Raw genomic sequence first — 26,511 nt, 5'->3', positions numbered from 1 at the left:
GCTGGTGCAGCCGCCACCCGGAGGCCCGGAAGAAGTAGCGGAGGAAGCGCGCAGGGGGGGGGGGGGGGGGGGGGACCCCCCCCCCCCCCCCCCCCCCCCCCCCCCCCCCCCTCGCCGGTCAGCCGGCCGGGGTCGGCTGCGAGCTCTGCCCGGCGCGGTCGGTCTGCCCGGTGTGGGTGTCCCGGGCGGAGGCCCGCCCGGTGAAGAGCCGGTCCAGCGCGAACGGCCCGGAGCCGATCGCCGCGATCGCCAGGAACGCCCAGCAGAACAGCACCGAGGGCTCGCCGCCGTTCTGCAGCGGCAGCAGCGCGTGCTCCTGGTGGACGGTGAAGTACGCGTAGGCCATCGAACCGGAGCAGATCAGCGCCGCGATCCGGGTGCCGAGGCCGGCCAGGACGAGCGCGCCGCCGACGAGCTGGATCAGTGCGGCCCACCAGCCGGGCCACTGGCCGGCCGGGATGGTGCCGCCGCCCTTGGCGCCGCCGAACACGCCGAAGAGCGAGGCGGCGCCGTGGCAGGCGAACAGCAGTCCGACGACTACCCGAAAGGCCGTCAGAACGAGGGGCCGGGCGGCGTCGAGAGCCTGTTGCAGGGTTGTCGGCATGGGTGTGTGTCTCCAGTGGGGAGGGGACGGGAAGCAAGAAGCGGCGGTAAGGGTAACCTCACTGACTGTGTTTGACAACACTCCGTCAAATGGGCCGTACCCGAAGTGACATCCGGGAGCTTCATCCTTTCTTGACCGACCGGTCTCGATATGACTAGGGTTCAGTCATGGCGCGGACCAAGGCATTTGACCCCGACGCAGCCCTCCAGTCGGCTCTCGAGCTGTTCTGGCAGCGCGGCTATGAGGCCACCTCGATGGCCGACCTGGTCGACGGGCTGGGGATCGCCCGTGCCAGCATCTACGCCACCTTCGGCAGCAAGCGCGAGCTGTACCTGCGTGCGTTGGAGCGCTACGGCGAGCAGTGTGATCCGGCTCTGCTCGCCGAGCTGTCGCAGCCCGGCCCGGTGCTGCCGGCCGTCCGCGAGCTGGTCCGACGCTATGCGCGGGAGGCCGGCGAGGACGGGGGCGGCGGGCTCCGGCGCGGCTGCTTCGTCACCAATACGGCGGTCGAACTCGCCCCGCACGACCCGGGCGCGGCCCGCCGGGTGGCGGCGAGCCTCGGTCACCTGGAGACGGCGCTGACCGCCGCCCTGGTCCGCGCCGAGGTGCAGGGGGAGCTGCCCGCGGGGCGCGACCCGCGGGCGCTGGCGCGGATGCTGCTGGTGCTGCTGCAGGGTATCCGGGTGATCGGGAAGGCCGGCGACGGCGCGGCCCGTCTGCACGACGCGGCTGAGCAGGCGCTCAAGCTGCTGGACTGAGCCATCCTGGGCGGCCCTGCGGCCGCCGTTTCCTCCGGTCCTGATACTGGACCGAACGGTAAATATAGTGAGGGGGTTCCGATGATTCCGCTGTCCTTACGGCTGGGCGCTGCCCGGTCGGCTTTCGTCCGGTCGGTCTTTGCGCGGCCGGTCTTCGCTCGGTCGGTCTTTGCTCGGCCGGTCTTCGTCGGGCCGGGCTCGGCGAGGCCGGGGAACACGCGGCCGGCTTTCGTGCTGCTCGGCGCCGTCCAGGCGACGCTGATCTTCACGATCATGATCCTCTCCGTCCCCCTGCCCCTGGTGGCCCGGGAGTTCGGCCTCGGCCCCTCCGGTGTCCTGCTGCTCAGCGCCGCCTACGGACTCTCCTTCAGCTCCCTGCTCCTGCTCGGCGGCCGGCTCGCCGACCGGCACGGCGGCCGCCGGATGCTGCGCGCGGGCCTCCTGCTGCTCGCCGCGGCCTCGGTCGCCTCCGCGGCCGCCCCCACCTTCGCGCTCCTGCTCGCGGCGCGCTTCGCCCAGGGCATCGGCGCCGCCCTCGCCGCCCCGGCGGCGGTCGCGGTCGTGCGGGCGCTCTTTCCCCAACCCGACTCCTACGGAAGGGCGATGGCCACCTGGGGCGGGCTCTCCGTCCTCGGCGCCACCGCCGGCAACCTGCTCTCCGGGGCGGTCACCGCCTGGGTCTCCTGGCGCTGGCTGTTCGCCGTGCCCGTGCTCGTCGCCCTCGCCGGGCTCGCCCTCTCCGGCCGGCTGCTCCCGCCCGCCGGGCCGCTCCGCACCACCTCGTCCGCACTCGACCTGCGCGGCGCGGCCCTCGCCACCACCGGTGTCTGCGGCGCCAGTTGCGGCCTCGTCGCCGCCGGCGAACACGGCTGGCGCACACCCCTCGTCCTCGGCCCGCTGGCCGTCGGAGCGGCCCTGCTGCTCGCCTTCGCCGCCGCCGAACGCCGTACCGCCGACCCGTTGCTGCCGCCCGGCTTCCTCGCCGACCGCCGCCGGGCCACCGCCGTGACCGCCGTCATGGCGACCGCCGCCGGCACCGCCCTGGCCTTCCTTCTGCTCCCGCTCTACCTCCAACAGGTACGCGGCTGGGGCGTGTTGGCGACCTCCGCCGCCTTCCTGCCGTACGCCGCGGTGCTGCTCCTGGCCGGCCGGCTGGCCACACCGCTCACCGCCCGGTACGGCGCCGCCGCCGTCACCGCCGGCGGCCTGGCCGTGGCCGCCGCCGGACTGGCCCTGCTGGCCGGCCTCGCCCCCGGCACCCCGTACCCCACCGGCCTGCTGCCCGGCCTGCTCCTGTTGCCCGCCGGCGCCGGCCCGGCCTTCGCCGGCGCGGCGGTGCTCGCCACCGGCGGCGTCCCGACCGAGCGCACCGGCCTCGCGGCGGGTGTCCTCAACACCGCCATGGAACTCGGCCCCACCACCGGCGTCGCCGCCCTGATGGCGCTCGCCGCCACCCGCCCGACCGTGGTCGGCGGCTACGCCGCGGCCTTCGCGGCCGCCGCGGCGGGGCTCGCCCTGACCGCCACGGCGGTCGCCCTCCTGACCCGATCCACCAGTCCGGAGCGTCAGCTCACGCACACCGAGGAGTACTCATCATGACCACCCGTTTCGCCGACAAGTCCGTCCTGGTCACCGGTGGCGGCAGCGGCATCGGCCGCGCGGTCGCCCTCGCCTTCGCCCGCGAGGGAGCCCGCGTCGCCGTCGCCGGCCGTACGGAGAGCCCGCTCGCCGAGACCGTCGCCCTGATCGAGGCCGAGGGCGGCAAGGCCGTCGCCCTCATCGGGGACGTCGCGAAGAGCGGCGACGCCGCCCGCCTGGTCCGGGAGACCGTCGAGTACTTCGGCACCCTGGACGTCGCCGTCAACAACGCCGGCATCCTCGGCACCCCCGCCCCGCTCGCCGACGTGGAGGAGGAGGACTGGCAGCGCCTGATCGACACCAACCTGACCGGCACCTGGCTCGCCATGAAGCACCAGATCGCCCGGATGCGCGACAACGGCGGCGGCGCCATCGTCAACATCTCGTCCAACCTCGGCACCCACATGCGCCTGGCCGGCCTCGGCACCTACGCCGTCACCAAGGCCGCCGTCGCGACCCTGACCCGCGCCGCCGCCCGCGACCACATCGCCGACGGCGTCCGGATCAACTCCGTCAGCCCCGGCCCGGTCGAGACCACCATGTCCACCCGCCCCGGCGAGAACGCCACCGACAAGGCCGACCGCATGAAGGCCCAGGTCCCCGTGGGCCGCGCCGGAACCCCGGAGGAGATCGCCGCCGCCGTCCTCCACCTCGCCTCTCCCGAAGCCGCCTACACCGTCGGCGCCGACCTCGTCCTCGACGGCGGCGTCACGGCCTGACCCGCCGCCCCCGGGTGAACGGCCGACCGCTGGGGCGGTCGGCCGTCGTCCGAGACGGACCCGCCCGCCCCGCCGCAGTGCGCTCGGCGGGCCCCCGGCCCGCGCTTCGAGTCAGCCGCCTGGCGCCTCGTCCGGGGAGTGCGGAGCCGCCGTCGGCCCCGCACTCCCCGCCTCGGCGGTACCACCGGCCCGCACCGAGCGTTCGAGGGCGTCGGTCAGCCACAGGTGGGACTCGCCGAGCGTGGCCGGGTCGCCGCCGGCCTCGGCCACGAGCCGCCAGTAGCGGCGCATCCGGGGGACGCGGTCGGCGGCCACGTGGGCCAGCAACTGGCCTCTGAACCGCGGGGTGTCGCTGCCGCCGCGCACCGAGGCGTGCGCCGCGACGAACCGGTCGAGTTCGGGGCCCACCCGGGGCGGCTCGCCCGCCCGTACGACGGGCCGGGCCAGCGCGCACGCCTCGCCGATCCCGTTCAACAACTCGGCCTCGTCGGAGACGAGTTCGGCGTTGGCCCGCGCCATGGCCAGCAGGCCGCGGCGCAGCTCCCGGTCGCCGGCCAGGGCGAACAGCTCGGCGAATGCGACCACCTGCGGCGGAGTCGGGTCGGTGGGCGGCTCGGGTACGGCCGTGGTCACGAACGCGGCGAGCATCGTCTCGGAGACCGGGGCGGCCATCGTGCGACGCCAGAAGTCGACCAGCGCGTCGCGGGCGGCGGCCCCGTCCTGCACGGCGGCCAGCAGCTCCAGCCTCGCGGCCCGGTCGGCCGGTCCGGCCTCCTCGACCGCGCGCAGCGAGGCCCGCCGCCAGGCCAGGCCCGCGAGCCGCACGTCGAGCGCGGCCCGCTCGGCCGCGACGACCTCGGCCACCGAGCGGTCGCCGGCGAGCACCTGCCGGACGGCGGGCAGCCCGAGCCCGAGCCCGCGCAGCCGCCGGACCAGGGCGAGCCGCTCCACAGCAGCCCGGTCGAACCTGCGGTGCCCGCCCGTGCTGCGCACCGAGTCGACGATGCCCTCGTCGCAGTAGAAGCGAACGGTCCGCACCGGCAGGCCGGTCAGCCGCGCCAGGTCGCCGATTCCGAGCGTCTCATCGAGCAAAGGCACTTGAACCTCCACCGGACTGGAGGTTCTACCGTACCGGCGTCACCCCCTGGAAGGAGCTTTCGTGATGACGTCGACCCTGGACACCGCACGGCTCGTGGAGGGCCTGCGGGAGCAGACCGCCGGGTTCGCCGGCGTGGTCGCCGGACGGCACCCGGACACCGTGGTGCCCACCTGCCCGCAATGGCGGCTGCGGACCCTCGTCGGGCATGTCGGCCAGGAACACCGGTGGGCGGCCGCACTCGTGCGCACGGGCGAGCAACTGCCCGCCCCCGACCCGCGGCAGGCCGATCCCGGCGCCCCGGACGCGTGGGCCCGGTGGCTGCGCGAGGGCGCGGAGGAACTGATCCGCGCCATCCGGGAGACCGGCGCGGACACCCGGACACACACGGTCGTCGGGCCGCGGCCGGCGGCCTTCTGCCTGCGCAGGATGCTGAGCGACACCTGCGTCCACCACTACGACGCGGCATCCGCGACGGACACCGCGTTCGGGATCGCCGACGACCTCGCGGCCGACGTGATCAGCGAGAACCTGGACCTGCTGTCCACGCCGGCCCTGGCGGCGGCCAGGCCGGCCGTCGCCGAACTGCGCGGCCGGGGCGAGCGGATCGGGTTCCGGCCGACCTCCATGGAGGGCTGGGTGATCACCAGGACGCCCGGGGGCCCGCGGTGGGAGCGCGGGCCGGTCGCGGCCGACGTGGTGGTGTCGGGGGCGGTGGCGGACCTCATGCTGCTCCTCTCCCGCCGCGTCCCCCCGGAGGGTGACCGGGTGGCGGTGACGGGCGACCGCGCGCTGCTGGACCACTGGCTGGCCCGCACGGCGCTGTAGGGCTTGTCTGACAAGCCCGGCGCCGGCGGGACGGTGTCGCAGCGTGGCCGTACTCCGGAGCAGGGCGGCTACGACCGCGCGCCGGAGCGATCCGGCAGGCGGGTGGACAGCACCTGACCCAGGGCCAGCACGCTCAGGCCGAACATCAGGACGCCCAGCGGGACATGGAGCGCCGGCTTGTGTGCGATGCCCAGCACCACCTGCACCGAGGCGAGGACGAGGAAGCCGGACGCGTACAGGATGGGGCGGGCGGGGCCGCCGCCGGGCCGCCACGCCAGGATCGCGGCGAGCACGTACACCATCGAGGCGGCGTACATCACGCGCGCTCCGGCGCTGTGCAGTGTCTCGCCCTGGGACGAGGTCAGCAGCAGTCCGGCGGTGGCCGCCTGGAAGAAGATGGCCAAGGTCTGCAGGGCGATCGCCACCTGCAGGAACGTGACCCTGCTCGGTGCAGCCGTCGTCTGTGTGGCCATGATGCGGTCCCCTCTTCTGCCTCGCGGCGGTGGATCGGTACTGTCTCGCCAGTCCGACGACGCAGGCCCGCGAAATGTGAGGTGAAGCGCTGGCCGGGCAGTCCGGTGCGGTGATTCGTCGAGGTGGCGAGAGCGGACGCGGACGAGAAGAACCAGGGAGCGGTCACAGCCATGCACACCCCATCCGAGACCCGGCCCGAGCCGGGCCTGAGCGTGATCGTCGACGAGCGGCGCCATCTGATCAATCTCGCCTACCGACTGCTCGGTTCGCTGGCCGAGGCCGAGGACGCCGTGCAGGAGACCTACGCCCGCTGGTACGCGATGTCACGGCAGCAGCAGGAGGCCATCGAGTCGCCCGGCGCCTGGCTGACGACGGTGGCCAGCCGCATCTGCCTGGACCTGCTCGGCTCGGCGCGGGTCCGGCGCGAGCGCTACGTCGGCGCTTGGATACCCGAGCCGCTGCCCGACCGCACGGAGTGGTTCAGCGGACAGGCGGGCGGCGGCAGGGCGGAGCCGACCGACCCCGCCGACCGGGTCACCCTGGACGAGTCGGTGAACATGGCCTTCCTCGTCGTCCTGGAGTCGATGACGCCGGCCGAACGCGTGGCGTTCATCCTGCACGACGTCTTCCGGTACCCCTTCGCCGAGGTCGCCGAGATCGTCGGCCGGACGCCCGCGGCCTGCCGGCAGCTGGCGTCCTCGGCCCGTCGGCGAATTCGCGCCGCGCAGGCTCCGGCGGGTCCGACGGCCGGGCAGGCCGGTCTGGTGCGGCATTTCAAGGAGGCGTGGGAGGCCAGGGACATCGAGGCCCTCGTCGGCCTGCTCGACCCTGACGCCACGATGGTCGCCGACGGCGGCGGCCTGGTCGGCGCCGCCCTGCGCCCGGTCGAGGGCAGCGAGCGCATTGCCGAGTACCTGATCCACATCGCCGCGAAGGCCCCGGGGCTGAAGCTCCTGGAGCGGACGGTCAACGGCCGGCCCGGCCTGGTCGCCCAGCACGCGGGTGTGACCGTGACCGTGGCGGCGTTCAGCCTGACCGGCGGCCGCGTCGCTCGCATCTGGGCGGTCCGCAACCCGGAGAAGCTCCGCCCCTGGACGGACAGCGGACAGGCCTGACCCGGCCCCAGGAAGCCGATCGCGCGGTCCGCGCCGGCGCGGACGGAGGTGCTCCGGGGCGTGGGCCTACGCCGAGAGCGCCTCGCCCTCGTCCGGGAGGACGCTGGCGGCGGCGAGGTCGTCGAGGGAGAGGCCGAGCGCGTGGGCGAGGGCGGCGACGGTGAAGAAGGCGGGCGTGGGGGCGCGGCCGGTCTCGATCTTGCGGAGGGTCTCGGACGAGATGCCGGCCGCGGCCGCCACCTCGACCATGCTCCGTGTGCCACGCGCCTCGCGCAGCAGGGCGCCGAAGCGCTCGCCGCGTTCGCGCTCCCAGGGGGTCAGCGGGGTTCTCACCATGTGCCGATACTAATACCGCCGCGATCGTGATAGGTATACCGGTATAAGAATTGGTTGAATGGATCGAGGGGATCAACGGCATGGTCGAGCTCAAGTCGGAGGCGGCACTCGCGGCGATGCGGGAGGCCGGGCGAGTGGTCGCGGACGCACTCGCGGCGGTCGAGAAGTCGGCGGGCGTCGGGGTGAGCCTGCTGGAGCTGGACGAGGTGGCCCGCGAGGTGCTCCGCGCCGCCGGGGCGACGTCACCGTTCCTCGGCTACCGGCCGTCGTTCGCGCCGCTGCCGTTCCCGGCGGTGATCTGCGCCTCCGTCAACGACGCCGTGGTGCACGGCATCCCGGACGGCTACCGGCTGCGGGACGGCGACCTGGTGAGCATCGACTGCGGGGCCGTGCTGGACGGCTGGGCGGGCGACGCCGCCGTCAGCTTCACGGCCGGGATGCCGCGGCCGGAGGACGAGCAGCTGATCGACACCACCCGGCGCGCGCTGGAGGCGGGGATCGCCGCGGCCGTGGTCGGCAACCGGACCGGCGACATCGCCCACGCGATCGCCGGCGTGGCGCGCGGGGCCGGCTACGGGCTGCCGGAGGGGTTCGGTGGGCACGGCATCGGCCGGCGGATGCACGAGGAGCCGCACGTGCCCAACGAGGGGCGCCCGGGCCGCGGTTACCCGCTGCGGCCGGGGCTGGTGCTGGCCATCGAGCCGATGCTCGCCGCCGGCGGCCGGGACGACCACGCGACCGACCCGGACGGCTGGACCCTGCGCACCACCGACGGCACCCGGGCCGCCCACATCGAGCACACGGTGGCGATCACCGAGGACGGTCCCCGGATCCTCACACTGCCGTAGCGCGGGGCTGACGGTTCCTGCCGGGCGCGATCGTCGGGTGCGGCACCGGGTGTTCCGCGGGCCGACCGTGACGGACGTTACCCGCGGTCGACCGGGCGCCCGGAGTAGCGTGCAGGCCATGACGGATCAGGACTTCACGGTGCGGGTCACCGTCCGCGGCTACGAGACCGACACGCAGGGCCACCTCAACCAGGCCGTGTACCTCCAGTACGCCGAGCACGCCCGGTGGGAGCACCTCCGGGCAGCGGGCGTGCGGCAGGCCGACCTGCTGGCCAAGGGGATCGGCCCGGTGGTGCTGGAGACCACGGTCAAGTTCCGGCGCGAGCTGCTCGCGGGTGACGAGGTGGACGTGAGCTGCCGCTTCGTCTGGGGGGCCGGCAAGACCTTCGAACTGGTGCAGGTCATCACCCGGGCGGACGGCGTCCTCGCGGCGGAGGTGACCTGCGTCGGCGGCTTCCTCGACCTGACCGAGCGGCGGCTGGTCGCGGACCCGCGCGAGCCGATGCTCGCGCTGGCGTCGGACCCGGGGCTGCTCGGACTCTGAGCCCGCGAGCGACCGTAGGATCTCCGCCCGGCCCGTGCCGCCTGACCGCTCGCGCCGCACCGTTCCCGCCGCGCCGCTCCTGCTCAGCGCTCCTGCTCAGCGCTCCTGCTCGCCGCTCCTGCCGGTCGCGGTGCCACCCGGGCGGGCGGCCCGGCGGGCGGTTGCCGCCCGATCGGCCGAGGCTTGGACGAGCAGGCGTTCGGCGCGCGGGGACTGGAGGCGGGCGAGGTGATCGGTGGGGTCCACCTGGAGGCGCAGTGGCGTCGGGAGGCGCTGCGGACCAACCTCTGGGTGGTGCCGATGCTGGAGGTGCTGCTCGCCGGGCTGCTCTTCCTGCTCACGTGGTCCCTGGACCGGGCGGCCTACCGGGGCGAGCTGACCCTGCCGACCTGGGTCATCAGCGGCACCGCCGACGCGGCCCGGCAGATCCTCGCCGCCATCGCGGCGGCGCTGATCACCGTCGTCGGCGTGGTGTTCTCGATCATGATCGTGACCCTGACGCTGGCCTCCACCCAGTTCGGGCCGCGGATGCTGCGGACCTTCATCCGGGACCGCACCACCCAGCTGACCCTGGGCACCTTCGTCGGGACGTTCGTCTTCGCGGTGCTGGCGCTGGTGGTGATCGGACCGTCCTCGCACGGCGAGTTCGTCCCGCACCTGTCGATCACCGTGTGCATGGCCCTGGTGCTGGCCGACCTCGGGGTGCTGATCTACTTCATCCACCACATCGCCACGTCGATCCAGCTGCCCCGGGTCATCGCGAACATCGCGGCCGAGCTGTCGGCGGCGATCGAGGCGGGTGCGGGCGAGCCCGCCCCGGGCGGCGATGTCGAGCGGGGGCCGCCGGCGGCCGAACTGCACGCCCGGCTGAACGCCTCGGGGGCGGCCGTGCCGGCGCCGGCCAGCGGTTACCTGCAGTTCGTCCGGCACCGGACGCTGGTCCGGATGGCGACCGGGCTCGACGCCGTCATCCGCCTGGACCACCGGCCGGGGCACTTCCTGGTGCAGGGGCACCAGCTCGCCACGGTCTGGCCGGCGGAGGCGGCGCCCGAGGTGACCCGGAGCTTCGCCCGCGCCCACATCACCGGCCCGACCAGGACGCTCGCCCAGGACATCGCCTTCGCGGTGGACCAGCTGGTGGAGATCGCCATCCGGGCGCTGTCCACCGCCGTGAACGACACCTTCACCACCCTGACCTGCATCGACTGGCTCGGGGAGGGGCTGTGCCGGATCGCGTCCCGCTGGCAGCCGGACCCGGTCCACCGGGACGCCGCCGGGTACATCCGGGTGATCTCCGCGCCGGTGAGCTACGAGCGGCTGGTCGAGCGAGCGTTCGAGAAGATCCGTCAGACCGCCCACGGGATGCCCGCGGTACTGATCCGCCAGCTCGACGCCCTGGCGGAGATCATGGTGGAGACCACGACCGAGGCGCAGCGTCAGGTGTTGCTCCGCCAGGCCGCGATGATCGACCGGTTGAGCGCGGAGTCGGTGGCCGAGCCGGCCGACCGCGAGGATGTCCGCCGCCGTTACCTGGCCGTCCTCGCCGTGTACGCGACCCGCACCGGGCAGCCCTGACGCCCGGTCCGGCGCGTCGGCATCCAGGTGTCCAGGTGTCCAGGTGCCGAGGTGTTCAGGTGTCCAGGCATCCCGGCGCCCAGGTGTCGAGGCGCCCAGGCATCCCGGCGTCCAGCGGTCCGACCGCCCGGACGCCCCGGCACCCGGGCACCGCCGTCGGCGGGCCGGGCGCCGGAGCGCCGGCGACGCGGTGCGCTAGGAGAGCAGGCCGTCGTAGTCGGGGAGCTTGAAGGTCCGTTCGGCGTGGCCGCCCACCAGGTCGGTGGTGTTGTTGCCGACGTTGGCGATGACCGTGTAGCCCTGCTGCTCGACCGCGGTGCGCTGGGCGGTCTTGAAGTCCTGGACCGGCTGGAACAGGTCTCCGAGGTCGCGGCCGTACAGGTCGTCCACCGGGTAGCCGGCGCGCTGGAGGGCGCAGCGGGTCAGCGAGTCGATGAAGTCCGGGCGTGCGGTGATGAAGATCACCGCGACACCGCGCGAGTGCGCGTAGGTCGCCAGCTCCAGCGAGGGGCCGACCGCGGGCTGGCTGAAGGGGTGGAAGTGCGACTGGAGCGTCGTGTTGTCGATGTCGAACACGATCGCCGGTCGGACGGCCGCGCCGGCACCGGAGGTGCGCTGCTCGACGTAGCCGCGGGCCGGGGCGAGGGCCGTGCGGACGTCGGCCAGCCACTGGCTCTCGGTCACCCCCGCCGCGGAGAGTGCGGCCGGGGCCGCGGCCGGGGTCGCGGTCTGCGCGACGACGGGTGCCGGGTGCGCGGGGGCGGCCGCAGCCGGGCCGGCCAGGCCCGCGAGGAGTATGCCGGCCAGAACAACAGGGGCGGCTGCTCTGCCGACCAGTCTCATACCTGCCACCGGGGAGCCTTTCTGTCATGGTGTGGGGAGCCCGCGACGCGACGAACGCGACGCGGCCATGGCAAATCTGGCACACCGTCCGGACGGGCAACAGGCCTATGGCTTACCGGCAGGTAACAATCCTTTGTGCATCCGGCGTGTGAACGCTTCGGGTACCGCGCGGAGCCCGGCGGGTCACCCCAGCAGCCGCAGCCGGGTCGCCGCGACGCCCAGCCGGATGCTCTGGCCCCAGGTGAGTTCCAGCGCGTCCGTCTCGATGCCGTCGCCGAAGGCCACCAGGCGGTCCGACTCGACCGTCAGCACCAGCCGCCGGCCGGCGTCCAGCACCCCGTGCACCCGGTTGGTGCCCGTCGCGGGGGAGGGCCAGGCCTCGCGGACGAACCAGGCGAGCGCGGGCGCGGCCGCCTCGGGCAGGGCGAGCGGTCCGCCGCGCTCCAGCCAGGCGGACCGGCACCAGCCGGTGGCGCCCGTCCCGGTGCCGACCAGCACCCCGGATGAGGCCTGCGGCTCCGGTGACTCCTCGTCGGTGGCCAGCCGGTACCGCGCCGTCTGGTGCCCGGGCTGCCCGACGTACACCTCGTTGAGCGCCAGCAGCCGCTGGGTGTCGTCGGCGACCGCCTCGACCATGGTGCGCTCCTCCAGGTGCCGCGCGCCGCTGCGGGCGGTGGCGGCCGGGAGCAGGGTGGGCAGGGCGTCGGCGCGGTGGCGGACCAGGACGCCGGGGTTGCGGCCCGGGTCGGCGTCGACGCCGATGACCGGCTGGCCGTCGAGGTACTTGGCGACGTTGGCGACCAGCCCGTCCTGGCCGACCACGACCACCACGTCCTCCGGCTCGAACAGGAACCGCGGCAGGTCGGCCCGTTCGACCCGGGTGCGCCGCCAGTCCAGCGGGACGGCGGCCGCGGCCCGGGCGAGCGCCTCGGCCTGCCGGTGGTGGCGCAGCTCGACCTCCGCGACGGACCGGCCGCGCGAGGAGAGGAAGAACGCGGCCTGCCCGGGCGTGCCGTGGTGGGCGAGGAGTTCCTCGTACTCGGTGCGGCGGTGCACCAGGACCGCCCGGGGGGCGAGCGTCACTGCTCACCCGCCGGGCCGGCGAGCCTGGTGAGCAGCCCGGTGAGGAGGTCCGGGGTGACGGTGACGCTGTCGATCCGCGGCAGGTGCTCGGCCAGCCGCATCAGGGCGAGCGCCCGCAGCACGGCCGGGTCGGCCTGCTGGTGGGCGGTGAGCCAGGCGGCCTCGGCGGCGGCCTTGGCGTCGCCGAGCGCCCGGGCGGCGTCGGCCTCCGCGCCGGAGAGGGCCCGGGCGGCTTCGGCTTCGGCGGTGGCGAGCCGGGTGCGCCGTTCGGCCTCGGCCTCGGCGCGGACCTTGTCGGCGACCGCCTCGTCCTCGGCCTGGAGCCGCGCGTTGGCGCCCTGCTGGGTGATCAGCTGCTTCTCCCGCCTGGCCAGTTCGATCTGGTTGGCGAGCTCGTTCTCGGCGATGCCGCGCTCGTGCTCGACGGCGACGGCGCGCCGTTCGAAGGTGGCCCGGTCGGCCTCCTGCTGGACCAGCTCGCGGGCGGGGGTGCGCAGGGCGCGCTCCACCTCGGGTTCGGGGCGCAGGGCGACGACGCGGACGGCGATCACGGCGAGCCCGGTCTCGGTGATCCGCGGTTCGGCGGCGAGCCCGGCGGCCATCCGGTCGCGGACGGTGCTGACGCCGTCGACGAGCGCGGCGGCGAGCGGGGTGCGGGCGAGCAGGCCGAGCGCGTGCTGCTGGGCGGTCTCGGTGAGCAGGGTGGCGATCTGGTCGAGCGGGGCGGCGCGCCAGGCGCCGGTGTCGGGGTCGATGCCGAAGTCGACGCGGGCGGCCGCGGTGGCGGGTTCGGTGATCCGGTAGGTCAGCGTGGCCTGCACGGTGACGTCCTGGAAGTCCGAGGTGCGGGCGTGGAAGAGCATCGCCAGCTCGCGGTCGTCCACCGGCACTTCGGAGAGGGCGGCGGTAAGCGGGCGGAACCAGAAGGCGAGGCCGGCGCCGTCGTGGGCGACCTTGCCCCGGTCGAGGTGGCGGATGTGGGCGGTGGGGACGGCGCGCAGGTGGCGCAGTCCGAGGCGCTTGGTGATGTCGGCCATGAGTGGGACCCCTTTTCGTCACTGCGACGATATTGTGTGGCCGGCAATCTCGTCAAGATGACGAAAAGGGGTCCCGGCCACGCCGCGCGCGTCGTGGGAGGATCGGCGGGTGCTGAGGATGCGAACGAAGACACGGCGGAAGCGGCATCGGGGGGCGGCGCGCGTCTCGGCCGCCCTCACGGTGGCCCTCGCGGTCACCGCCCTCGCCGCCGCCCCGCCCGCCCTCGCGGCCGGCGGCGCCGGGCAGGCGTTCACCATCGGCGACCCGCGCATCACCGAGTCCAGCGGCCTGGCCGCCAGCCTCGCCCACCCCGGCGTCTACTGGACGCACAACGACAGCGACGACGGCCCCTACGTCTACGCTGTCGACTCGCAGGGCCGCACCGTGGCCACGGTCACCCTTCGCGGCATCGAGCCGCGTGACGTCGAGGCCATCTCGCTCGGCCCCGACGGGCGGCTCTACGTCGGCGACCTCGGCGACAACCTCGGCGGCAAGTGGTCCGAGGTGTGGATCTACTCCTTCGCCGAGCCCGCCGAACTGCGCGACCAGTCGGTGGACGTGGTCCGCTACCGGGTCCGCTACGAGGACGGGCCGCGCGACGCCGAGGCGCTGATGGTCCACCCGGTCACCGGCCGGGCGTACATCGCCAGCAAGAAGCAGGGCGGGGGCGGCCTCTATCAGGGGCCGGAGAAGCTCTCGACCGCAGGTATCAACACCTTCCGCCGGATCGGCGACGTCCCCTGGGTCACCGACGGCGCCTTCTCGCCCGACGGCACCCGGCTCGTCCTGCGTGGCTACCTGGCCGCCGAGCTGTACCGCTGGAAGGACGGCGCGCCCGCAGAACTCGGCGCTCTCTCCCCGCCGTTGCAGCGCCAGGGCGAGTCGGTCACGTTCACGGCGGACGGCCGGGCGGTGCTCTACGGCACCGAGGGCAAGGACAGCCCGGTCTGGCGGGAGCCGCTGGGCGACGACCAGCTCCCGGACACCGTCAAGCCACTGCCGTCCCCCTCGCCGTCGGGCGGCGCCGCGGCGGCCCCCGGCCAGGCCGCCGGCTCCTCGCCCTCGGGGGCCTCCTCGGCCACTTCGTCCTCGTCCGACTCCTCCGCGGGTCCGTCGGACCGCGCCCTGGGCGTGGTGTTCGTGCTCGCCGTGGTGGGCGCGGTGCTCGGGTTGCGGAAGAAGCGCCGGACGGACTGACGGGGGTTCACCGCACCCGCCCGGCGCGCCGGAACGGGCGTGGGCGAACGACCCGGTCCGGTACGCGGAGTTGGGGCGGAGGCGTGTCCGACCGGCCCGGATGAGGCGAATCTGTCGCAGATTTGTGACATACCTTGGCCAACACCCGCCCCACGAGCGGTTTTCGTGGACGTAGTGTTCCGGCTATGTCACGGAAGAGCCGCCGCACCGTCTCCCCGGATCAGGGCGACACCTGGATCCCGCGTCCCCGGCGCCGCGAGACGCCGCTCGGCCTGGTGGGCCACGCGGTGAAGTTCCTCGGCTACAGCACGCTCGCCGGCGTCCTGCTGGCAGGCATGGCCCTGCCGGCGGCGGGTGCACTCGGGCTGTCCGCCAAGAGCACGGCGGACAGCTTCGACAGCATCCCGGACGACTTCAAGACCCCGCCGCTGAGCCAGGCTTCGCAGATCTACGACGCCACCGGAGCGCTGATAGCCAAGGTCTACGAGCGCGACCGCACGGTCATACCCGCCGATCAGATGTCACCGCTGATACGCCAGGCGCAGGTGGACATCGAGGACGCCCGCTTCTACGAGCACGGCGCGGTCGACCTCAAGGGTGTGCTCCGGGCCATCACCAAGAACGCCGAGAGCGGCACCGCCGTCCAGGGCGCCTCCACGCTGACCCAGCAGTACGTCAAGAACGTCAACGTCGAGAAGGCCGGCGACGACCAGGCCGCCGTCCTGGAGGCCCAGCGCAAGACCCTGGGCCGCAAGATCCAGGAGCTCAAGTACGCCATCAAGCTCGAAGAGGATCTGACGAAGGACCAGATCCTCTCCAACTACCTGAACATCACCTTCTACGGCCACCAGGCGTACGGCATCCAGGCCGCCTCCCAGCGCTACTTCAGCAAGGACGCCAAGGATCTGACCCTCCCCGAGGCGGCCACGCTCGCCGGGCTGGTGCAGAACCCCACCCAGTACGACCCCAAGTTGCACCCGGTCGCCGCCCAGAAGCGCCGCGACACCGTCATCGACAAGATGGTGGAGAACAAGCACATCACCGCGGACCAGGCCAGGGAGGCGAAGGCGGCCCCGCTGGGCCTGAGGTACAAGGAGCCGCAGAACGGCTGCATCACCGCCAACGCCGGGATGGGCTTCTTCTGCGACTACGTGCGCCACGTGGTCAAGCAGGACCCGGTGTTCGGCAAGAACGCCGCCGACCGGAAGAAGCTCTGGGACCAGGGCGGTCTCAACATCTACACCACCCTGGACCCGCAGAAGCAGGCCGCCGCGCAGAACGCGGTGACCAAGAAGGTGTTCGTCTCCGACCCGGTCTCGGCGGCGATGACGATGGTCGAACCGGGCAGCGGCAAGATCCTGGCGATGGCCCAGACCCGCCCGTACGGCCTGGACCCGAACAAGAACCAGACCGTCGTCAACTACAACGTGGACGCCGCGATGGGCGGCGGCAACGGCTTCCAGCCCGGCTCCAACTTCAAGCCGATCGTGGCCGCCGCCGCACTGGAGGCCGGGCTGCTGCCGACCCAGCAGTACCCGTCGCCGATCCGGATGGACTGGCCGACGATGTCCACCTGCTCGGGCAACTGGAAGAACCTGCAGAAGGGCAAGAAGGAGGGCTCCGTCCCCAACGAGTCGGCCAGCGAGGTCGGCCCGTACCAGCTGAAGCAGGCGATGGCCCTCTCCGTCAACACCTACTTCGTCCAGATGGAGCAGGAGATCGGCCTCTGCCCGGTCAAGCAGATGGCCAACAAGCTGGGCGTCGCCGGCAAGGCCAGCGGCGACCCGCTCCAGGAGCTGCCCGCGCTGGGCCTCGGCACCCAGGAGGTCAGCCCGCTGGTCATGGCGAACGTCTACGCCACCTTCGCCGCCCGGGGCACCTACTGCACGCCGGTCGCGATCAACAAGATCACCACCGTGGACGGCCGGGACGTGCCCGTCACCCCGGTCAAGTGCGGCCAGGCGGTCTCCCAGTCCACCGCCGACGTCATCAACACCGTGCTGCTCGGGGTGACCGAGAAGGGCACCGCGCGCGACCTCGGGCTGGACGACGGCCGGCAGATCGCCGGCAAGACCGGCACCGCCGACGAGAAGAAGGCCGCCTGGTTCAGCGGCTACACCCCGCAGCTCGCCGCCTCGGTCTGGCTCGGCGGCCCTGCCAAGGGCGTGCCGATGAAGGACATCAGGATCGGCGGCAAGTACTACGAGGAGATCTTCGGCGCCACCGGCCCCGGACCGATCTGGGAGATGGCGATGAGCCAGGCGGTCAAGGGCATGCCGGAGGAGGACTTCCAGACCGTCTACATCCCGGACCCGCCGCCCAAGAAGGACCCGAGCACGAGCCCGAGTGGCACCGGTCCGAGTGGCACCGGTCCGAGTGGCACAGGTCCGAGCGGCACCGGTCCGAGCGGCACCGCAGACCCGGGCGGCAGTCGGCCCGAGACCGCGCCGGGGCGGCCCGGCGGCCGGACGCCCCCGCCCGGGCGGCCCCGCAGCGCCCCGCCGACCGACCAGGGCGACGACCACTGAACCCTGCCCGTACGTGACGCTGCCCCGGACCGGCCGACGGTCCGGGGCAGCGTCACGTACGGGCCTCAGCGGCGGCTCAGCTGACGCCCTTGGCGGCCCAGAAGTCCTGCCGGGCCAGGATCGAGGTGTCGGTCTGGTCGGTGAAGAAGCCGTCCACGCCCAGCTCGTAGAGGTACTTGGCCCAGCCGATCGCGTCGCCGTACGCGTTCGGGTCGGTACCGCGGCGGTAGTCCAGCGGCAGGAAGCTGTTCTCGTTGCGCACCGTGTAGGGGTGCAGCAGCAGGTTGGCCGCGTGCGCGTCGCGCACCAGCGTGGTCGGCGGCTGGAGCTTGCCGCTCGCGTCCACCGGCGCTATCAGCTGCGTCGTCGGGCCGATGCCGTGCGCGAAGGAGGCGATCCAGCGCAGCCCCTCCGGCGTCACCAGGTCGGCCACCGTCCGCTTGTCACCGGCGAGCACGAAGTCGTACGGCTGGCTGGTCGCCCCGCTCAGCAGCTGGATCCGCGGGTTGTCGACCAGCTTCGCCAGCCGCTGCAGGCTGCTCGGCTCGAAGGACTGCAGGATCGCCCGCCCGCGCTTGCCCGCCAGGCCGGTGCGGCGCAGCTCGTCCGCGAGCCGCTCCTCCAGGGGCAGGCCGATCGAGCGGAAGTAGCTCGGGTGCTTGGTTTCCGGGTAGAGCCAGACCTCGCGGCCCAGCTCACGCCCGCGCTTGCGCGCGAAGTCGGCCAGCTCGCGGAAGGTGAGGATCTGCCAGCGGCCGTCGTACAGGGTGTTGCGCTGGCGCTGCTGCGGCAGGCGCTCCTTGGCCCGCAGCGTCTTCAGCTCGGCGAGCGTGAAGTCCTCGGTGAACCAGCCGGTGAGCGGCGTGCCGTCAATGGACTTGGTGGCCTTGCGGTCCGCGAACTCGGGGTGGTCGGCGACATCGGTGGTCTCGGCGATGTTGTTCTCGTGCCGGATCACCAGGTGGCCGTCCTTGGTGGGCACCAGGTCCGGCTCGATGACGTCCGCGCCCAGCTCCAGCGCCAGCTCGTACGAGCCGAGGGTCTCCTCCGGACGATAGCCGGGGGCGCCGCGGTGGCCGATGACCAGCGGGTGCGGTAGCCGGTCCAGGCCGGTGCCGGTGCGCACCGGCGGGCGGGTCCCGGCCGGGCGGGCCGCGGCCGCCCGCTCGTCGGAGGCGTCGGGCTGGTCGGCGCCGGGCTGGTCGGAGCCGGGAGCCGCGAACGCGTCCCCGGCGCCGGCGGCCAGCGCGGCCGCGCCCAGGCCGGCGACGCCGGTCGCGCGCAGGAACCGGCGGCGCGAGGAGTCGGTGCCCTGCACGGGCTCTGCCGGGGTGCTGCCATCGAGCGGACGGTACGTCATGGGTGCTCCTTGCCCGCGCTGGTGGCGCGGCGGTGGTGGCCGGGGTGGTGGTGGCCGCGGTGGTGCCGGTCGCGGTGGTGCTCGTCGCCCGCAGACTAGGAGCAGCGGCCCGCGGCCGGGTGGCCTTCGGGCGAACTGCGGGAGAAGTTCCGCTGCGCGCCCGTGCGTTGCCGGGGTCGCACGGGTGCGCACCAGTTGCCCGTCTGAGTACCGGTACTCATGCGGCCGCCGGGCGCCCGGCGCAGGATGGGCCCATGCCGCACACCGTCGTCCTCGGCGTCCCCGCCGTGCTCTGGCCCGCCGCCGGGTACCTCGCGCTCTACCTGGCGTTCGCCGTCGCCGCCGCCCGCGAGCTGCGGGCCGGCACCAGCCCCGCCAACGCGTACCGGCAGTGGACGGTGGCGCTCTGGACGATGCCCGGCTTCCTCCTCGCGCTGACCCTCAACCCGTTTCGCGACGGCACGCCCGCCCGCTTCCACTCCGCCACCGCGGCCGGCGCGGCGGGCAACGCTGCGCTGCTCACCCTCACCGCGCACGCGGCCGGCCTGGGCTGACCCGGCGTGACAGGTCAGAGCTCGGCCAGCAGCTTCCGGCCCTCCGGCCACTCACCGAGGCCGGACGCGGAGTTGAGGTGCCCGTACGCGCCGACCTCGACATAGCGGGCGCCCCACGCCTCGGCGAAGCCGCGGCCGCGCTCCGGGGTGACCCACGGGTCGTCGGTGCTGTTGACCACCAGGGTCGGGAACGGGAACGGCTCCCGCGCCACCGGGCGGAAGCCGAACAGCGCGGGCACGTCGGCGTTGTCGATGTCGGCGGGCGCGACCAGCAGCGCGCCCCGCACGACACCGGTCCGCTCGGCCGGCGCCGAGGCCACCCAGCGGGCCACCGTGGCACAGCCGAGGCTGTGGGCGACCAGGACCACCGGGCCGTCGGCCGCCGCCGCGGCGACCGCGGCGTCCACATTGGCCACCCAGGCGTCCGGCTCCGGGTGGTCCCAGTCCTCCTGCCCGACGCGCCGGAACGCCGGGTCGGCCTCCTCCCAGCGGGTCTGCCAGTGCTCGGGCCCCGAGCTCTCGTAGCCGGGCAGGACGAGGTAGGTGACGTGGTCCGACATCGGTGCGGATTCCCTCCGGGAAGGCGGTGGCGTGGGCATCGTGGAGTTTACGGCCCTGGTGGCGAGGGGGCGTGGGCGGCGGAGCCCCCGCGCGCACAGCCGGGGACAAGCGCGCGCGGGCGCTCACGCGCCGCTGCGCGCCCGGTGCGCCCTGTTGCGTCGGCGGCGGCCGGTACGGGAGGTTGTTCCCGGCCCGCGCCGATCGCCACCGGGGCGGGCCCGCACCATGTCTGACGGTCGATCATGTGAAGGGATGTCGGCGATGACATCGAAGATCCTGCTCGTCACCGGTGACGCCGCGGAGTCGCTGGAGGTGTTCTACCCCTACCAGCGGCTGCGCGAGGAGGGCTATCAGGTCGACATCGCGGCGCCGACCAAGAAGCGGCTCCAGTTCGTGGTCCACGACTTCGTGGACGGCTTCGACACCTACACCGAGAAGCCCGGCTACACCTGGCCCGCCGACCTCGCCCTCGCGGACGTCGACCCGGCCGACTACGTCGCGTTGGTGATCCCGGGCGGCCGCGCCCCCGAGTACCTGCGGAACAACCCGGACGTGCAGCGGATCGTCCGGCACTTCTTCGAGGGCGACAAGCCGGTCGCGCAGATCTGCCACGGCCCGCTGGTCAGCGCCGCCGCCGGGGTGCTCTCCGGCCGCCGCAGCGCCGCCTACCCGGCGCTGGAGCCGGATGTGCTGGCTGCCGGCGCGGAGTACGTGGACAGCGAGGCGGTCGTGGACGGCGTGGTCGTCTCGGCCCGCGCCTGGCCCGACCACCCGGCGTGGATCCGGGCGTTCGTCGAGGTGTTGCGGGTGAAGGCCCCGCTCTCCTGACGTGGCGGGCTTCCCGGGGTGCCCCTCCGCCCCCCTCGGGGTGGAGGGGCACCCCCGGGGGCTCTCGGGGTCGCCTTCGACCTGAGGTGGAGCGACACGCCGGAGAAGGATGAGACCTGGGGCGGAGAGGTTCCGGACCAGGGGCTGACGACCGCTTCGTGCCGGACTGTCAGAGTGTCAGCTGTCAGGACCGGGGCGGCTGTCGGGGGAGTCCGCCCGTTCGATCCGCGGGAGGGCGGCGGCATGGCGGAAGCGGCGTACGAACAGGCGGGGAGCAGGGCACGGGAGCGCGCACCCGAGAGCGGGCGGGTACGGCGACGGCGCGGGCCGGCCGTGCGCGCGGCGGCAGCCGTGCTCGCGGGAGCGGGCCTGGTGGGCGTCCTCGCCCCCGTGGCCGCCGCCCAGGGCGCACCGCCCGCGCCCTACCGGCTGACGGTGACGGATGGTACGGGCTCGGCGGCGGCCGACGCCACGGTTGGCGCCATGGCCGATGCCGCGGCCGATGCCGCCCGGGGCGTCGATCGGGCGGCCCTGGACGCCGCCGTGCGCGGTCTGGTGAGCCCGGGCGGCGCCTCCGCCACGCTGGGGCGGGTCAGCGAGCACGGCCGCACCGTCTGGAAGGGCGCGGCCGGCACCGCCGACCTCGCCACCGGAGCCCCGGCCTCGGCCGACGGCCGGTTCCGGATCGGCAGCGTGACCAAGACCTTCGTCGCGACGGTGGTCCTCCAGCTCGTCGCCGAGCACCGGCTCGGCCTGGACGACCTGGTCGAGCGCCACCTGCCCGGCCTGGTGCCGGGCGGTGGGCGGATCACCGTCCGCCAACTGCTCGGCCACACCAGCGGCCTCGCCAACTACACCGACGACCCGGTCTTCTCCTTCGAGGAGGACTCCGCCGCCCTGCAGCAGTGGCTCGACACCGGCCGCTGGCGTTCGTACTCGCCGCAGGAGCTGATCGGCATCGCCGCCAAGTACCCGCCGTACTTCGCCCCCGGGCAGGGGTGGCACTACTCCAACACCAACTACATCGTCGTGGGGCTGCTGATCGAGCGGCTCACCGGCCGCAGCTGGGCCGACGAGGTGGAGCGCCGGATCATCCGGCCGCTCGGGCTGACCGGCACCTCGATGCCGGTCAACTCGCCCTTCGTCCCCGGCCCGCACGCCCACGGTTACTACAAGCTCGCCACCGGCCCGGCGGACGCCACCCTGCTCAACCCGAGCATGGGCGGCGCGGCGGGCGCCGGGATCTCGACCACCGCCGACCTCACCAGGTTCATCTCCGCCCTGCTCGGCGGGCGGCTGCTCGGCCCGGCCGAGCTGGCCGAGATGAAGCGGACCACCCCCCAGAGCGGGCCCGCCGAGTACGGCCTGGGGCTCCAGCGGACGGCGACGCCGTGCGGCGAGTTCTGGGGCCACGGCGGCGGCATCCCGGGCTACAACACTCTGCTGTACGGAGCGGCCGACGGGAGGCGGCAGTTCGCTGCCTCGATCAACCCCTACGACATGTCCGACCTGCCCGCCACCAACGCCGCCTTCGAGACCCTCGTCGCCACCGGCACCTGCGGCGGCCGCCCGCCGGCCACCGCCCGGCCGCTCACCCTGCCCGCCACGGCCGGCATACCGTCGGCCGCCGGCCCGGCCGTCCCGCTGCTCGACTGAGCTCGAACGAGGGGGAGCGCCGGTCGGGCCCGGGGCCAGGGGTGCGATCATGACCGCCACACGATGGCCGGGCGTCAACAGGAGGACGAGACATGGCAGAGCCGCTGATCGCCGCAGTCGGGGGCCGGGTGCCCTCCGTCGACCCGTCGGCGTTCGTCGCGCCGAACGCGGTGGTGGTGGGCGATGTGACGGTCGCCGCCGGGGCGAGCGTCTGGTACGGCGCGGTGATCCGCGGCGACGCCGAGTCGATCACGGTCGGAGAGGGGAGCAACATCCAGGACAACTGCACCCTCCACGCGGACCTGGGCTTCCCGCTGGTCATCGGCGAGCGGATCTCGGTCGGGCACAATGCCGTCCTGCACGGCTGCACGATCGAGGACGACGTCCTGGTGGGGATGAACTCCACGGTGCTGAACGGCGCCCGGATCGGCTCCGGTTCGCTGGTCGCGGCGGGCGCGGTGGTGCCGCAGGGCATGCAGGTGCCGCCGGGCTCGCTGGTGGCCGGCGTCCCGGCCAAGGTCCGGCGTGAGCTGACGGAGGAGGAGCGGGCCGGGATCAAGTTCAACGGCGAGGGCTACCGCCTGCTGGCCGACGGTCACCGGGAGATCGTGCCGGTCGAGCGCCGGGCCGAGTAGCGCGGGGGCCATGGCGAGCCGGCGTACCGGCCCCGCCGGCTCAGGCGGGCACGCTCGCCCCGGTGCGCTCCGTCCGCCCGGCCGGGGCCGGCGAAGCCGCGTCGTCCGGCCTGGCAATCCCGTCCGGCCCTGCCACCTCGTTGGGCCCGGCCGCTCCTGCCACCCCGTCCGCTCCTGCCACCCCGGCCACCCCGGCCGGCGCGGGCCCCGCAGCCCCCGGGCGCCGGCGGTCGGCGGCCCAGGCGACCAGGGCGATGGTCGCTCCCGAGGCGGCCAGCCCCGAGCCGACCAGCGTCGGCGAGGTCCAGCCGAGCCCGGCGTCCAGGGCGAGGCCGCCGAAGTAGGCGCCCTGGGCGTTGGCCAGGTTGAACGCGCCCTGCACCGTCGCCGAGGCCAGCGTCGGTGCGCTGCGCGCCTTCTGCAGCACCAGGGTCTGCACGGCCGGGACGATCGCGAAGCCGAACAGCCCGATCAGCACCACCGTGACGGCGGCCGACCACGCGGCGTGGGCGGTCACCGCGAAGAGCGCCAGTGTGGCGGCGGAGAGGAGGAAGGCGGCGCAGACGGTCGGCCGCAGCGCACGGTCGGCCGCGAACCCGCCCAGCACGTTGCCGATCGTCATTCCCACGCCGAACAGGGCCAGCACCAGCGTCACCGAGCCGGTCGCGTACCCGGAGACCTCGGTGAGCAGCGGGGCGATGTAGCTGTAGCAGGCGAAGAACCCGCCACAGCCGAACACCACCGTGGCCAGCGCCAGCCAGAGCTGTCCGCTGCGGAACGCGCTCAGCTCGTGCCGGAGCCCGGACTTCGCGGGGGAGGGCAGTTCCGGTACCAGCCGGGCGATGGCGACCGTGCCGGCCGCGGCGATCGCGACCACCACCAGCATGGTCGCCCGCCAGCCGAGGTGCTGGCCGAGCAGGGTGGCCGCCGGCACTCCGATGATGTTGGCGACGGTCAGGCCGGAGAACATCACGGCGACGGCCCGGGCCCGCCGGTGCGGGGCGACCAGCTCGGCGGCCGCGACCGCCCCGGCGCCGAAGAACGCCCCGTGCGGCAGGCCGGTGATCAGCCGGGCCGCGGCCAGCGTCCAGAAGTCGGGTGCGACCGCGCAGAGCAGGTTGCCGGTCGCGAACAGGCCGGCCAGGGCGACCAGCACCGCCTTGCGCGGCCGTCCGGCGGCGAGCGCGGTGAGCAGCGGGGCGCCGATCACCACGCCGATGGCGTAGGCGGAGATCAGCCACCCCGCCTGCGGTATGGAGACGTGGAGGTTGTCGGCCACCTGGGGGAGCAGCCCCATGGCGGCGAATTCGGTGGTGCCGATGGCGAACGCGGTGACGGCCAGGGCGACCAGCGCGAGTGGCAAGGCGGGACTCCGGGGTGACGCCCGCACGAGGGCAGGGCGGAGCGGTCGTCGGCACGGTCGTCGGGCCGGCGGGAGACGGGAGGGGAGAGCTGGACGGGAGAGCGGGAGGGAGCGAAGGAGGGCAGGGGCGAAAGGGATTAGTTCGTCCGAAATCCTAATCCGATCGGATGACGACCCCGAGTGGTCTCCATGTCGGAACGGTTAAGGACGGGGGTCGCCAGCCGGGCCCCCGCGCGCGAAACTGGGGGCATGTGCCGCAGTATCAAGACGCTGAGACCACCCGTGACGCCCGACGCCTCCGAGGAGGACTACCGAGCCGCCGCGCTGCAGTACGTGCGGAAGGTGTCCGGGTTCCGGGCCCCGGCGGCGCACAACCGGGAGGCCTTCGACCGGGCCGTGGACGCCGTCACCGAGGCGACCGCCAGGCTGCTGGCCGAGCTGGAGGTGCGCGGCGCGCCCACCCGGACCGCGCAGGCGTCCGCCTGACCGGGCGGCGACAGGAAGCGGCCGGCCGCATCGAGGCCGGCCCCCCACCAGCAGGAACAGGAGGTCGGCGATGAGCCCCGCGGACCGTTACGCACTCACCTTTCCGGGCACGCCCGGCACCCAGGCCCCGCAGGACGTCGTCGTGGTCATCCGGACCAGCGCGACCGGCCCCGGCGGGCACCCTGTCTACGAGGACGCCAGCGGCATCGTCCGGGCCGAGATCAGCGACTCGGGCGAGGTCCGGATGCTCGCCAGCGGCGGCCACCAGTCCCCGCACTTCCCGGTCCACGCCCAGCCACTTCCGTAACGCCCCCGGCGGCGCACTCGGCCGCTGGGCTGCGGCAGGGCACGGCCTCAACGCCCTCTCCGCGCACACGTCCGCCGGTCCACGCCCAGCGGCTCCCGTAACGCCCCCCGGCGGCGCACTCGGCCGCTGGGCCGCGGCAGGGCACTCGCCCCGCCGGGCATCGGCCGGACCTCTCCCACGGCGCGCGGCCGTCCGGCAGAATCGCCGCATGACCACAGCACGCTGGCAGGGCACGGTCATCGCCGAGAGCGATGACACCACCGTCGTCGAGGGCAACCACTACTTCCCGGCCGAGTCGGTCCGCGCCGAGTACCTGCGGCCGTCCGACACCACCACCCTCTGCGGCTGGAAGGGCACCGCCGAGTACTACACCCTCCACGTCGACGGGGAGGTCAACCCCGACGCGGCCTGGTACTACGCCGACCCGAAGGCCGAGGCGGCGCACGTCCGCGGCCGGGTCGCCTTCTGGCGCGGGGTGGAGATCACCGAATAGCGCGTACCGCCGCGCCCCACCGGGTACCGGCACTGCATGGCAATATTCAGGAAGCCGGGACGCTCCGGGCAGCCGGAGCCGACCCCGGAGCATGTGGCCGAGGAGCTGGCCGAGCTGGTCGAGGAGCTGGAACAGCCCCCCGTCGGCCCGGCGGAGGGCGGTCCGGCCCAGCAGGTCGCCGAGTACGGGGGCGAGCGTGGCCGACGCCGGGGCGCGGAGCTGGTCGCCTCGGTCGCCAAGCTGCTCGGGGCCGGCAGCCGGACCGCCGCCAAGGGCGCCGCGTACGGTGGCCGGGCCATGGCCGACCAGCTGATGCAGGCGGCGCCGCGCATCCCGGTCCGCAACCTCGCCACCCTCCGGGCTCAGCACCCCACGGCCGCCGACGCCGACAAGCTGGCCGAGCTGCTGATCACCGGCGCCTGTCGCGCCTCCGCCGCGCTCGGCGCCGGCGTCGGGGCGGCGGCGATGCTGCCCGTGCCGCCCGCGATGCCGGTGGAGATCGTCGCCGAGACGCTCGCCGTGGCAGCCGTCGAGATCAAGCTGATCGCCGAGCTGCACGAGGTCTACGGCGTGCCCGCCCAGGGCACCGTCACCCAGCGGGCGTCCGCCTACGTCGCCGCCTGGGCCAACCGCCGGGGCATCGATGCGACGCTGCTGGTGAAGCCGGCCGGGTTCGCCGCGATGGCGCTCGGCGCGGAGGTCCGCCAGCAGGTCCGCAAGCGGCTCACCCGCAGTACGCTGCGCCGTCTGCCCTCACTCATCCCGTTGCTGGTCGGCGCGGGCATCGGCGCCACCGTCAACCGGCGCGACACCCGCAAGGTGGCCCGCGAGGTCCGCAAGGACCTGCGCTCCCGCCACTCCACCGACGGCGCCTACTGGTCCGCCGCCGCGCCGGCCCTGCCGGGCGAGACGGCTCCCTGAGGGAGACCCGGCGCGGCGCCACGCCCGTCGGCGGCCGCGACCGCGGCCGGGCTGCCCGAAGCCAGGGAAGAGGCCCGGGCAGCCCGGCCGACCCCGGTGGCAGCCCAGGCCGGGCCAGGGCGT

At 74.1% G+C, this 26,511-nt stretch carries 28 protein-coding genes; 18 read left to right on the top strand and 10 right to left on the bottom strand.

The genetic code is table 11. The annotated features are described in order from the left end of the window. Positions 1–118: 118 nt before the first annotated feature. Positions 119–604, bottom strand: a complete 486-nt coding sequence (locus ACZ6NC_RS09250) for a DoxX family protein (RefSeq protein ID WP_465730581.1) — start codon at positions 602–604, stop codon at positions 119–121. A gap of 167 nt (positions 605–771) precedes the next feature. Between ACZ6NC_RS09250 and ACZ6NC_RS09245 the strand changes: the two genes are divergently transcribed. From ACZ6NC_RS09245 to ACZ6NC_RS09235, 3 genes are all read left to right on the top strand, one after another. Then, positions 772–1,362 (top strand): TetR/AcrR family transcriptional regulator, encoded by a 591-nt coding sequence (locus tag ACZ6NC_RS09245; protein ID WP_465730579.1) that lies wholly within the window; start codon positions 772–774, stop codon positions 1,360–1,362. A 231-nt stretch (positions 1,363–1,593) separates the two neighbouring features. Further along, positions 1,594–2,961 carry an MFS transporter gene (locus ACZ6NC_RS09240; protein ID WP_465730577.1) on the top strand — a complete coding sequence of 456 codons (1,368 nt, stop codon included), beginning with the start codon at positions 1,594–1,596 and terminating at the stop codon, positions 2,959–2,961. After that, on the top strand, positions 2,958–3,719 hold the full coding sequence (locus ACZ6NC_RS09235; protein WP_465730575.1) for an SDR family NAD(P)-dependent oxidoreductase: 762 nt from the start codon (positions 2,958–2,960) through the stop codon (positions 3,717–3,719). The genes ACZ6NC_RS09240 and ACZ6NC_RS09235 overlap by 4 nt, the downstream gene beginning before the upstream one ends. Before the next feature lie 111 nt (positions 3,720–3,830). Here ACZ6NC_RS09235 and ACZ6NC_RS09230 read toward each other — a convergent pair whose 3' ends face one another. Beyond that, entirely contained in the window at positions 3,831–4,817 is a 987-nt protein-coding gene (locus ACZ6NC_RS09230) for a MerR family transcriptional regulator (protein WP_465730573.1), read from the bottom strand. A 64-nt stretch (positions 4,818–4,881) separates the two neighbouring features. Here ACZ6NC_RS09230 and ACZ6NC_RS09225 point away from each other — a divergent pair, with 64 nt between their 5' ends. Further along, a complete protein-coding gene (locus ACZ6NC_RS09225) occupies positions 4,882–5,643 on the top strand; it encodes a maleylpyruvate isomerase family mycothiol-dependent enzyme (RefSeq protein WP_465730571.1) in 762 nt (253 codons plus the stop codon). A 68-nt stretch (positions 5,644–5,711) separates the two neighbouring features. Here the strand turns inward: ACZ6NC_RS09225 and ACZ6NC_RS09220 are convergent, their stop codons facing one another. Further along, positions 5,712–6,116, bottom strand: a complete 405-nt coding sequence (locus ACZ6NC_RS09220) for a hypothetical protein (RefSeq protein WP_465730569.1) — start codon at positions 6,114–6,116, stop codon at positions 5,712–5,714. A gap of 171 nt (positions 6,117–6,287) precedes the next feature. On the opposite strand from ACZ6NC_RS09220, the gene sigJ reads away from it, so the two are divergent. Beyond that, a complete protein-coding gene (sigJ, locus tag ACZ6NC_RS09215) occupies positions 6,288–7,232 on the top strand; it encodes an RNA polymerase sigma factor SigJ (protein WP_465730567.1) in 945 nt (314 codons plus the stop codon). A 66-nt stretch (positions 7,233–7,298) separates the two neighbouring features. Here the strand turns inward: sigJ and ACZ6NC_RS09210 are convergent, their stop codons facing one another. Next, positions 7,299–7,568, bottom strand: coding sequence for a helix-turn-helix domain-containing protein (locus tag ACZ6NC_RS09210; RefSeq protein ID WP_465730565.1), 270 nt, complete (start codon positions 7,566–7,568; stop codon positions 7,299–7,301). An 80-nt stretch (positions 7,569–7,648) separates the two neighbouring features. On the opposite strand from ACZ6NC_RS09210, the gene map reads away from it, so the two are divergent. The 3 genes from map (at position 7,649) to ACZ6NC_RS09195 (ending at position 10,535) form a co-directional block, all read left to right on the top strand. Then, on the top strand, positions 7,649–8,416 hold the full coding sequence (gene map, locus ACZ6NC_RS09205; protein WP_465730648.1) for a type I methionyl aminopeptidase: 768 nt from the start codon (positions 7,649–7,651) through the stop codon (positions 8,414–8,416). A gap of 118 nt (positions 8,417–8,534) precedes the next feature. Beyond that, positions 8,535–8,960: an acyl-CoA thioesterase gene (locus ACZ6NC_RS09200; RefSeq protein ID WP_465730563.1), complete on the top strand. Its 426-nt coding sequence runs from the start codon at positions 8,535–8,537 to the stop codon at positions 8,958–8,960. A gap of 183 nt (positions 8,961–9,143) precedes the next feature. Then, the gene (locus ACZ6NC_RS09195) at positions 9,144–10,535 is read left to right on the top strand and encodes a DUF2254 domain-containing protein (RefSeq protein WP_465730561.1); all 1,392 of its coding nucleotides are present in this window, start codon (positions 9,144–9,146) and stop codon (positions 10,533–10,535) included. Between the two features lie 195 nt (positions 10,536–10,730). Here ACZ6NC_RS09195 and ACZ6NC_RS09190 read toward each other — a convergent pair whose 3' ends face one another. From ACZ6NC_RS09190 to ACZ6NC_RS09180, 3 genes are all read right to left on the bottom strand, one after another. After that, on the bottom strand, positions 10,731–11,378 hold the full coding sequence (locus ACZ6NC_RS09190; RefSeq protein ID WP_465730645.1) for an HAD family acid phosphatase: 648 nt from the start codon (positions 11,376–11,378) through the stop codon (positions 10,731–10,733). Positions 11,379–11,561: 183 nt separating this feature from the next. Further along, the gene (locus ACZ6NC_RS09185; RefSeq protein WP_465730559.1) at positions 11,562–12,461 is read right to left on the bottom strand and encodes an NAD(+)/NADH kinase; all 900 of its coding nucleotides are present in this window, start codon (positions 12,459–12,461) and stop codon (positions 11,562–11,564) included. Further along, entirely contained in the window at positions 12,458–13,498 is a 1,041-nt protein-coding gene (locus tag ACZ6NC_RS09180; RefSeq protein ID WP_465730557.1) for an SPFH domain-containing protein, read from the bottom strand. The genes ACZ6NC_RS09185 and ACZ6NC_RS09180 overlap by 4 nt, the downstream gene beginning before the upstream one ends. Before the next feature lie 118 nt (positions 13,499–13,616). On the opposite strand from ACZ6NC_RS09180, the gene ACZ6NC_RS09175 reads away from it, so the two are divergent. Together ACZ6NC_RS09175 and ACZ6NC_RS09170 are read left to right on the top strand one after the other, a co-directional pair. After that, positions 13,617–14,696 (top strand): hypothetical protein, encoded by a 1,080-nt coding sequence (locus ACZ6NC_RS09175; RefSeq protein WP_465730555.1) that lies wholly within the window; start codon positions 13,617–13,619, stop codon positions 14,694–14,696. A 185-nt stretch (positions 14,697–14,881) separates the two neighbouring features. Beyond that, positions 14,882–17,224 (top strand): transglycosylase domain-containing protein, encoded by a 2,343-nt coding sequence (locus ACZ6NC_RS09170; protein ID WP_465730553.1) that lies wholly within the window; start codon positions 14,882–14,884, stop codon positions 17,222–17,224. Positions 17,225–17,300: 76 nt separating this feature from the next. Here ACZ6NC_RS09170 and ACZ6NC_RS09165 read toward each other — a convergent pair whose 3' ends face one another. Beyond that, on the bottom strand, positions 17,301–18,584 hold the full coding sequence (locus tag ACZ6NC_RS09165) for a glycerophosphodiester phosphodiesterase (RefSeq protein ID WP_465730551.1): 1,284 nt from the start codon (positions 18,582–18,584) through the stop codon (positions 17,301–17,303). A gap of 254 nt (positions 18,585–18,838) precedes the next feature. On the opposite strand from ACZ6NC_RS09165, the gene ACZ6NC_RS09160 reads away from it, so the two are divergent. Continuing rightward, entirely contained in the window at positions 18,839–19,138 is a 300-nt protein-coding gene (locus ACZ6NC_RS09160; RefSeq protein ID WP_465730549.1) for a hypothetical protein, read from the top strand. A 14-nt stretch (positions 19,139–19,152) separates the two neighbouring features. On the opposite strand, the gene ACZ6NC_RS09155 is transcribed toward ACZ6NC_RS09160, so the two are convergent. Next, positions 19,153–19,698, bottom strand: coding sequence for an RBBP9/YdeN family alpha/beta hydrolase (locus tag ACZ6NC_RS09155; RefSeq protein WP_465730547.1), 546 nt, complete (start codon positions 19,696–19,698; stop codon positions 19,153–19,155). Positions 19,699–19,960: 262 nt separating this feature from the next. Here ACZ6NC_RS09155 and ACZ6NC_RS09150 point away from each other — a divergent pair, with 262 nt between their 5' ends. The 3 genes from ACZ6NC_RS09150 to ACZ6NC_RS09140 all read left to right on the top strand — a co-directional run bounded on the left by ACZ6NC_RS09150 (position 19,961) and on the right by ACZ6NC_RS09140 (position 22,818). Further along, positions 19,961–20,527 (top strand): DJ-1/PfpI family protein, encoded by a 567-nt coding sequence (locus tag ACZ6NC_RS09150; protein WP_465730545.1) that lies wholly within the window; start codon positions 19,961–19,963, stop codon positions 20,525–20,527. 243 nt (positions 20,528–20,770) lie between these two features. Next, entirely contained in the window at positions 20,771–22,183 is a 1,413-nt protein-coding gene (locus ACZ6NC_RS09145; RefSeq protein ID WP_465730543.1) for a serine hydrolase domain-containing protein, read from the top strand. Positions 22,184–22,275: 92 nt separating this feature from the next. Further along, a complete protein-coding gene (locus ACZ6NC_RS09140; protein WP_465730541.1) occupies positions 22,276–22,818 on the top strand; it encodes a gamma carbonic anhydrase family protein in 543 nt (180 codons plus the stop codon). 40 nt (positions 22,819–22,858) lie between these two features. On the opposite strand, the gene ACZ6NC_RS09135 is transcribed toward ACZ6NC_RS09140, so the two are convergent. After that, positions 22,859–24,181 (bottom strand): MFS transporter, encoded by a 1,323-nt coding sequence (locus tag ACZ6NC_RS09135; protein ID WP_465730539.1) that lies wholly within the window; start codon positions 24,179–24,181, stop codon positions 22,859–22,861. A 249-nt stretch (positions 24,182–24,430) separates the two neighbouring features. Here ACZ6NC_RS09135 and ACZ6NC_RS09130 point away from each other — a divergent pair, with 249 nt between their 5' ends. The 4 genes from ACZ6NC_RS09130 to ACZ6NC_RS09115 all read left to right on the top strand — a co-directional run bounded on the left by ACZ6NC_RS09130 (position 24,431) and on the right by ACZ6NC_RS09115 (position 26,388). Continuing rightward, positions 24,431–24,667 (top strand): DUF2277 domain-containing protein, encoded by a 237-nt coding sequence (locus ACZ6NC_RS09130; RefSeq protein ID WP_465730537.1) that lies wholly within the window; start codon positions 24,431–24,433, stop codon positions 24,665–24,667. 70 nt (positions 24,668–24,737) lie between these two features. Next, positions 24,738–24,974, top strand: a complete 237-nt coding sequence (locus tag ACZ6NC_RS09125; RefSeq protein WP_331741144.1) for a DUF6296 family protein — start codon at positions 24,738–24,740, stop codon at positions 24,972–24,974. A gap of 208 nt (positions 24,975–25,182) precedes the next feature. Beyond that, positions 25,183–25,467, top strand: a complete 285-nt coding sequence (locus tag ACZ6NC_RS09120) for a DUF427 domain-containing protein (protein ID WP_465730535.1) — start codon at positions 25,183–25,185, stop codon at positions 25,465–25,467. Between the two features lie 36 nt (positions 25,468–25,503). Further along, positions 25,504–26,388, top strand: a complete 885-nt coding sequence (locus ACZ6NC_RS09115; protein WP_465730533.1) for a hypothetical protein — start codon at positions 25,504–25,506, stop codon at positions 26,386–26,388. Positions 26,389–26,511: the final 123 nt, after the last annotated feature.

It is taken from the genome of Kitasatospora sp. NPDC041988 (assembly GCF_055588525.1).
The sequence above is the reverse complement of the archived record's forward strand: the minus strand, read 5'-3'. Positions and strand labels throughout refer to the sequence as shown.

Coding starts and splice junctions, on each gene's coding strand:
- ACZ6NC_RS09125 (WP_331741144.1), top strand. CDS start 24,738: ATGAGCCCCGCGGACCGTTACGCACTCACCTTTCCGGGCACGCCCGGC.
- sigJ (WP_465730567.1), top strand. CDS start 6,288: ATGCACACCCCATCCGAGACCCGGCCCGAGCCGGGCCTGAGCGTGATC.
- ACZ6NC_RS09220 (WP_465730569.1), bottom strand. CDS start 6,116: ATGGCCACACAGACGACGGCTGCACCGAGCAGGGTCACGTTCCTGCAG.
- ACZ6NC_RS09140 (WP_465730541.1), top strand. CDS start 22,276: ATGGCAGAGCCGCTGATCGCCGCAGTCGGGGGCCGGGTGCCCTCCGTC.
- ACZ6NC_RS09235 (WP_465730575.1), top strand. CDS start 2,958: ATGACCACCCGTTTCGCCGACAAGTCCGTCCTGGTCACCGGTGGCGGC.
- ACZ6NC_RS09130 (WP_465730537.1), top strand. CDS start 24,431: ATGTGCCGCAGTATCAAGACGCTGAGACCACCCGTGACGCCCGACGCC.
- ACZ6NC_RS09120 (WP_465730535.1), top strand. CDS start 25,183: ATGACCACAGCACGCTGGCAGGGCACGGTCATCGCCGAGAGCGATGAC.
- ACZ6NC_RS09190 (WP_465730645.1), bottom strand. CDS start 11,378: ATGAGACTGGTCGGCAGAGCAGCCGCCCCTGTTGTTCTGGCCGGCATA.
- map (WP_465730648.1), top strand. CDS start 7,649: ATGGTCGAGCTCAAGTCGGAGGCGGCACTCGCGGCGATGCGGGAGGCC.
- ACZ6NC_RS09180 (WP_465730557.1), bottom strand. CDS start 13,498: ATGGCCGACATCACCAAGCGCCTCGGACTGCGCCACCTGCGCGCCGTC.
- ACZ6NC_RS09155 (WP_465730547.1), bottom strand. CDS start 19,698: ATGTCGGACCACGTCACCTACCTCGTCCTGCCCGGCTACGAGAGCTCG.
- ACZ6NC_RS09225 (WP_465730571.1), top strand. CDS start 4,882: ATGACGTCGACCCTGGACACCGCACGGCTCGTGGAGGGCCTGCGGGAG.
- ACZ6NC_RS09165 (WP_465730551.1), bottom strand. CDS start 18,584: ATGACGTACCGTCCGCTCGATGGCAGCACCCCGGCAGAGCCCGTGCAG.
- ACZ6NC_RS09160 (WP_465730549.1), top strand. CDS start 18,839: ATGCCGCACACCGTCGTCCTCGGCGTCCCCGCCGTGCTCTGGCCCGCC.
- ACZ6NC_RS09150 (WP_465730545.1), top strand. CDS start 19,961: ATGACATCGAAGATCCTGCTCGTCACCGGTGACGCCGCGGAGTCGCTG.
- ACZ6NC_RS09210 (WP_465730565.1), bottom strand. CDS start 7,568: ATGGTGAGAACCCCGCTGACCCCCTGGGAGCGCGAACGCGGCGAGCGC.
- ACZ6NC_RS09170 (WP_465730553.1), top strand. CDS start 14,882: ATGTCACGGAAGAGCCGCCGCACCGTCTCCCCGGATCAGGGCGACACC.
- ACZ6NC_RS09245 (WP_465730579.1), top strand. CDS start 772: ATGGCGCGGACCAAGGCATTTGACCCCGACGCAGCCCTCCAGTCGGCT.
- ACZ6NC_RS09200 (WP_465730563.1), top strand. CDS start 8,535: ATGACGGATCAGGACTTCACGGTGCGGGTCACCGTCCGCGGCTACGAG.
- ACZ6NC_RS09115 (WP_465730533.1), top strand. CDS start 25,504: ATGGCAATATTCAGGAAGCCGGGACGCTCCGGGCAGCCGGAGCCGACC.
- ACZ6NC_RS09145 (WP_465730543.1), top strand. CDS start 20,771: ATGGCGGAAGCGGCGTACGAACAGGCGGGGAGCAGGGCACGGGAGCGC.
- ACZ6NC_RS09175 (WP_465730555.1), top strand. CDS start 13,617: ATGCGAACGAAGACACGGCGGAAGCGGCATCGGGGGGCGGCGCGCGTC.
- ACZ6NC_RS09250 (WP_465730581.1), bottom strand. CDS start 604: ATGCCGACAACCCTGCAACAGGCTCTCGACGCCGCCCGGCCCCTCGTT.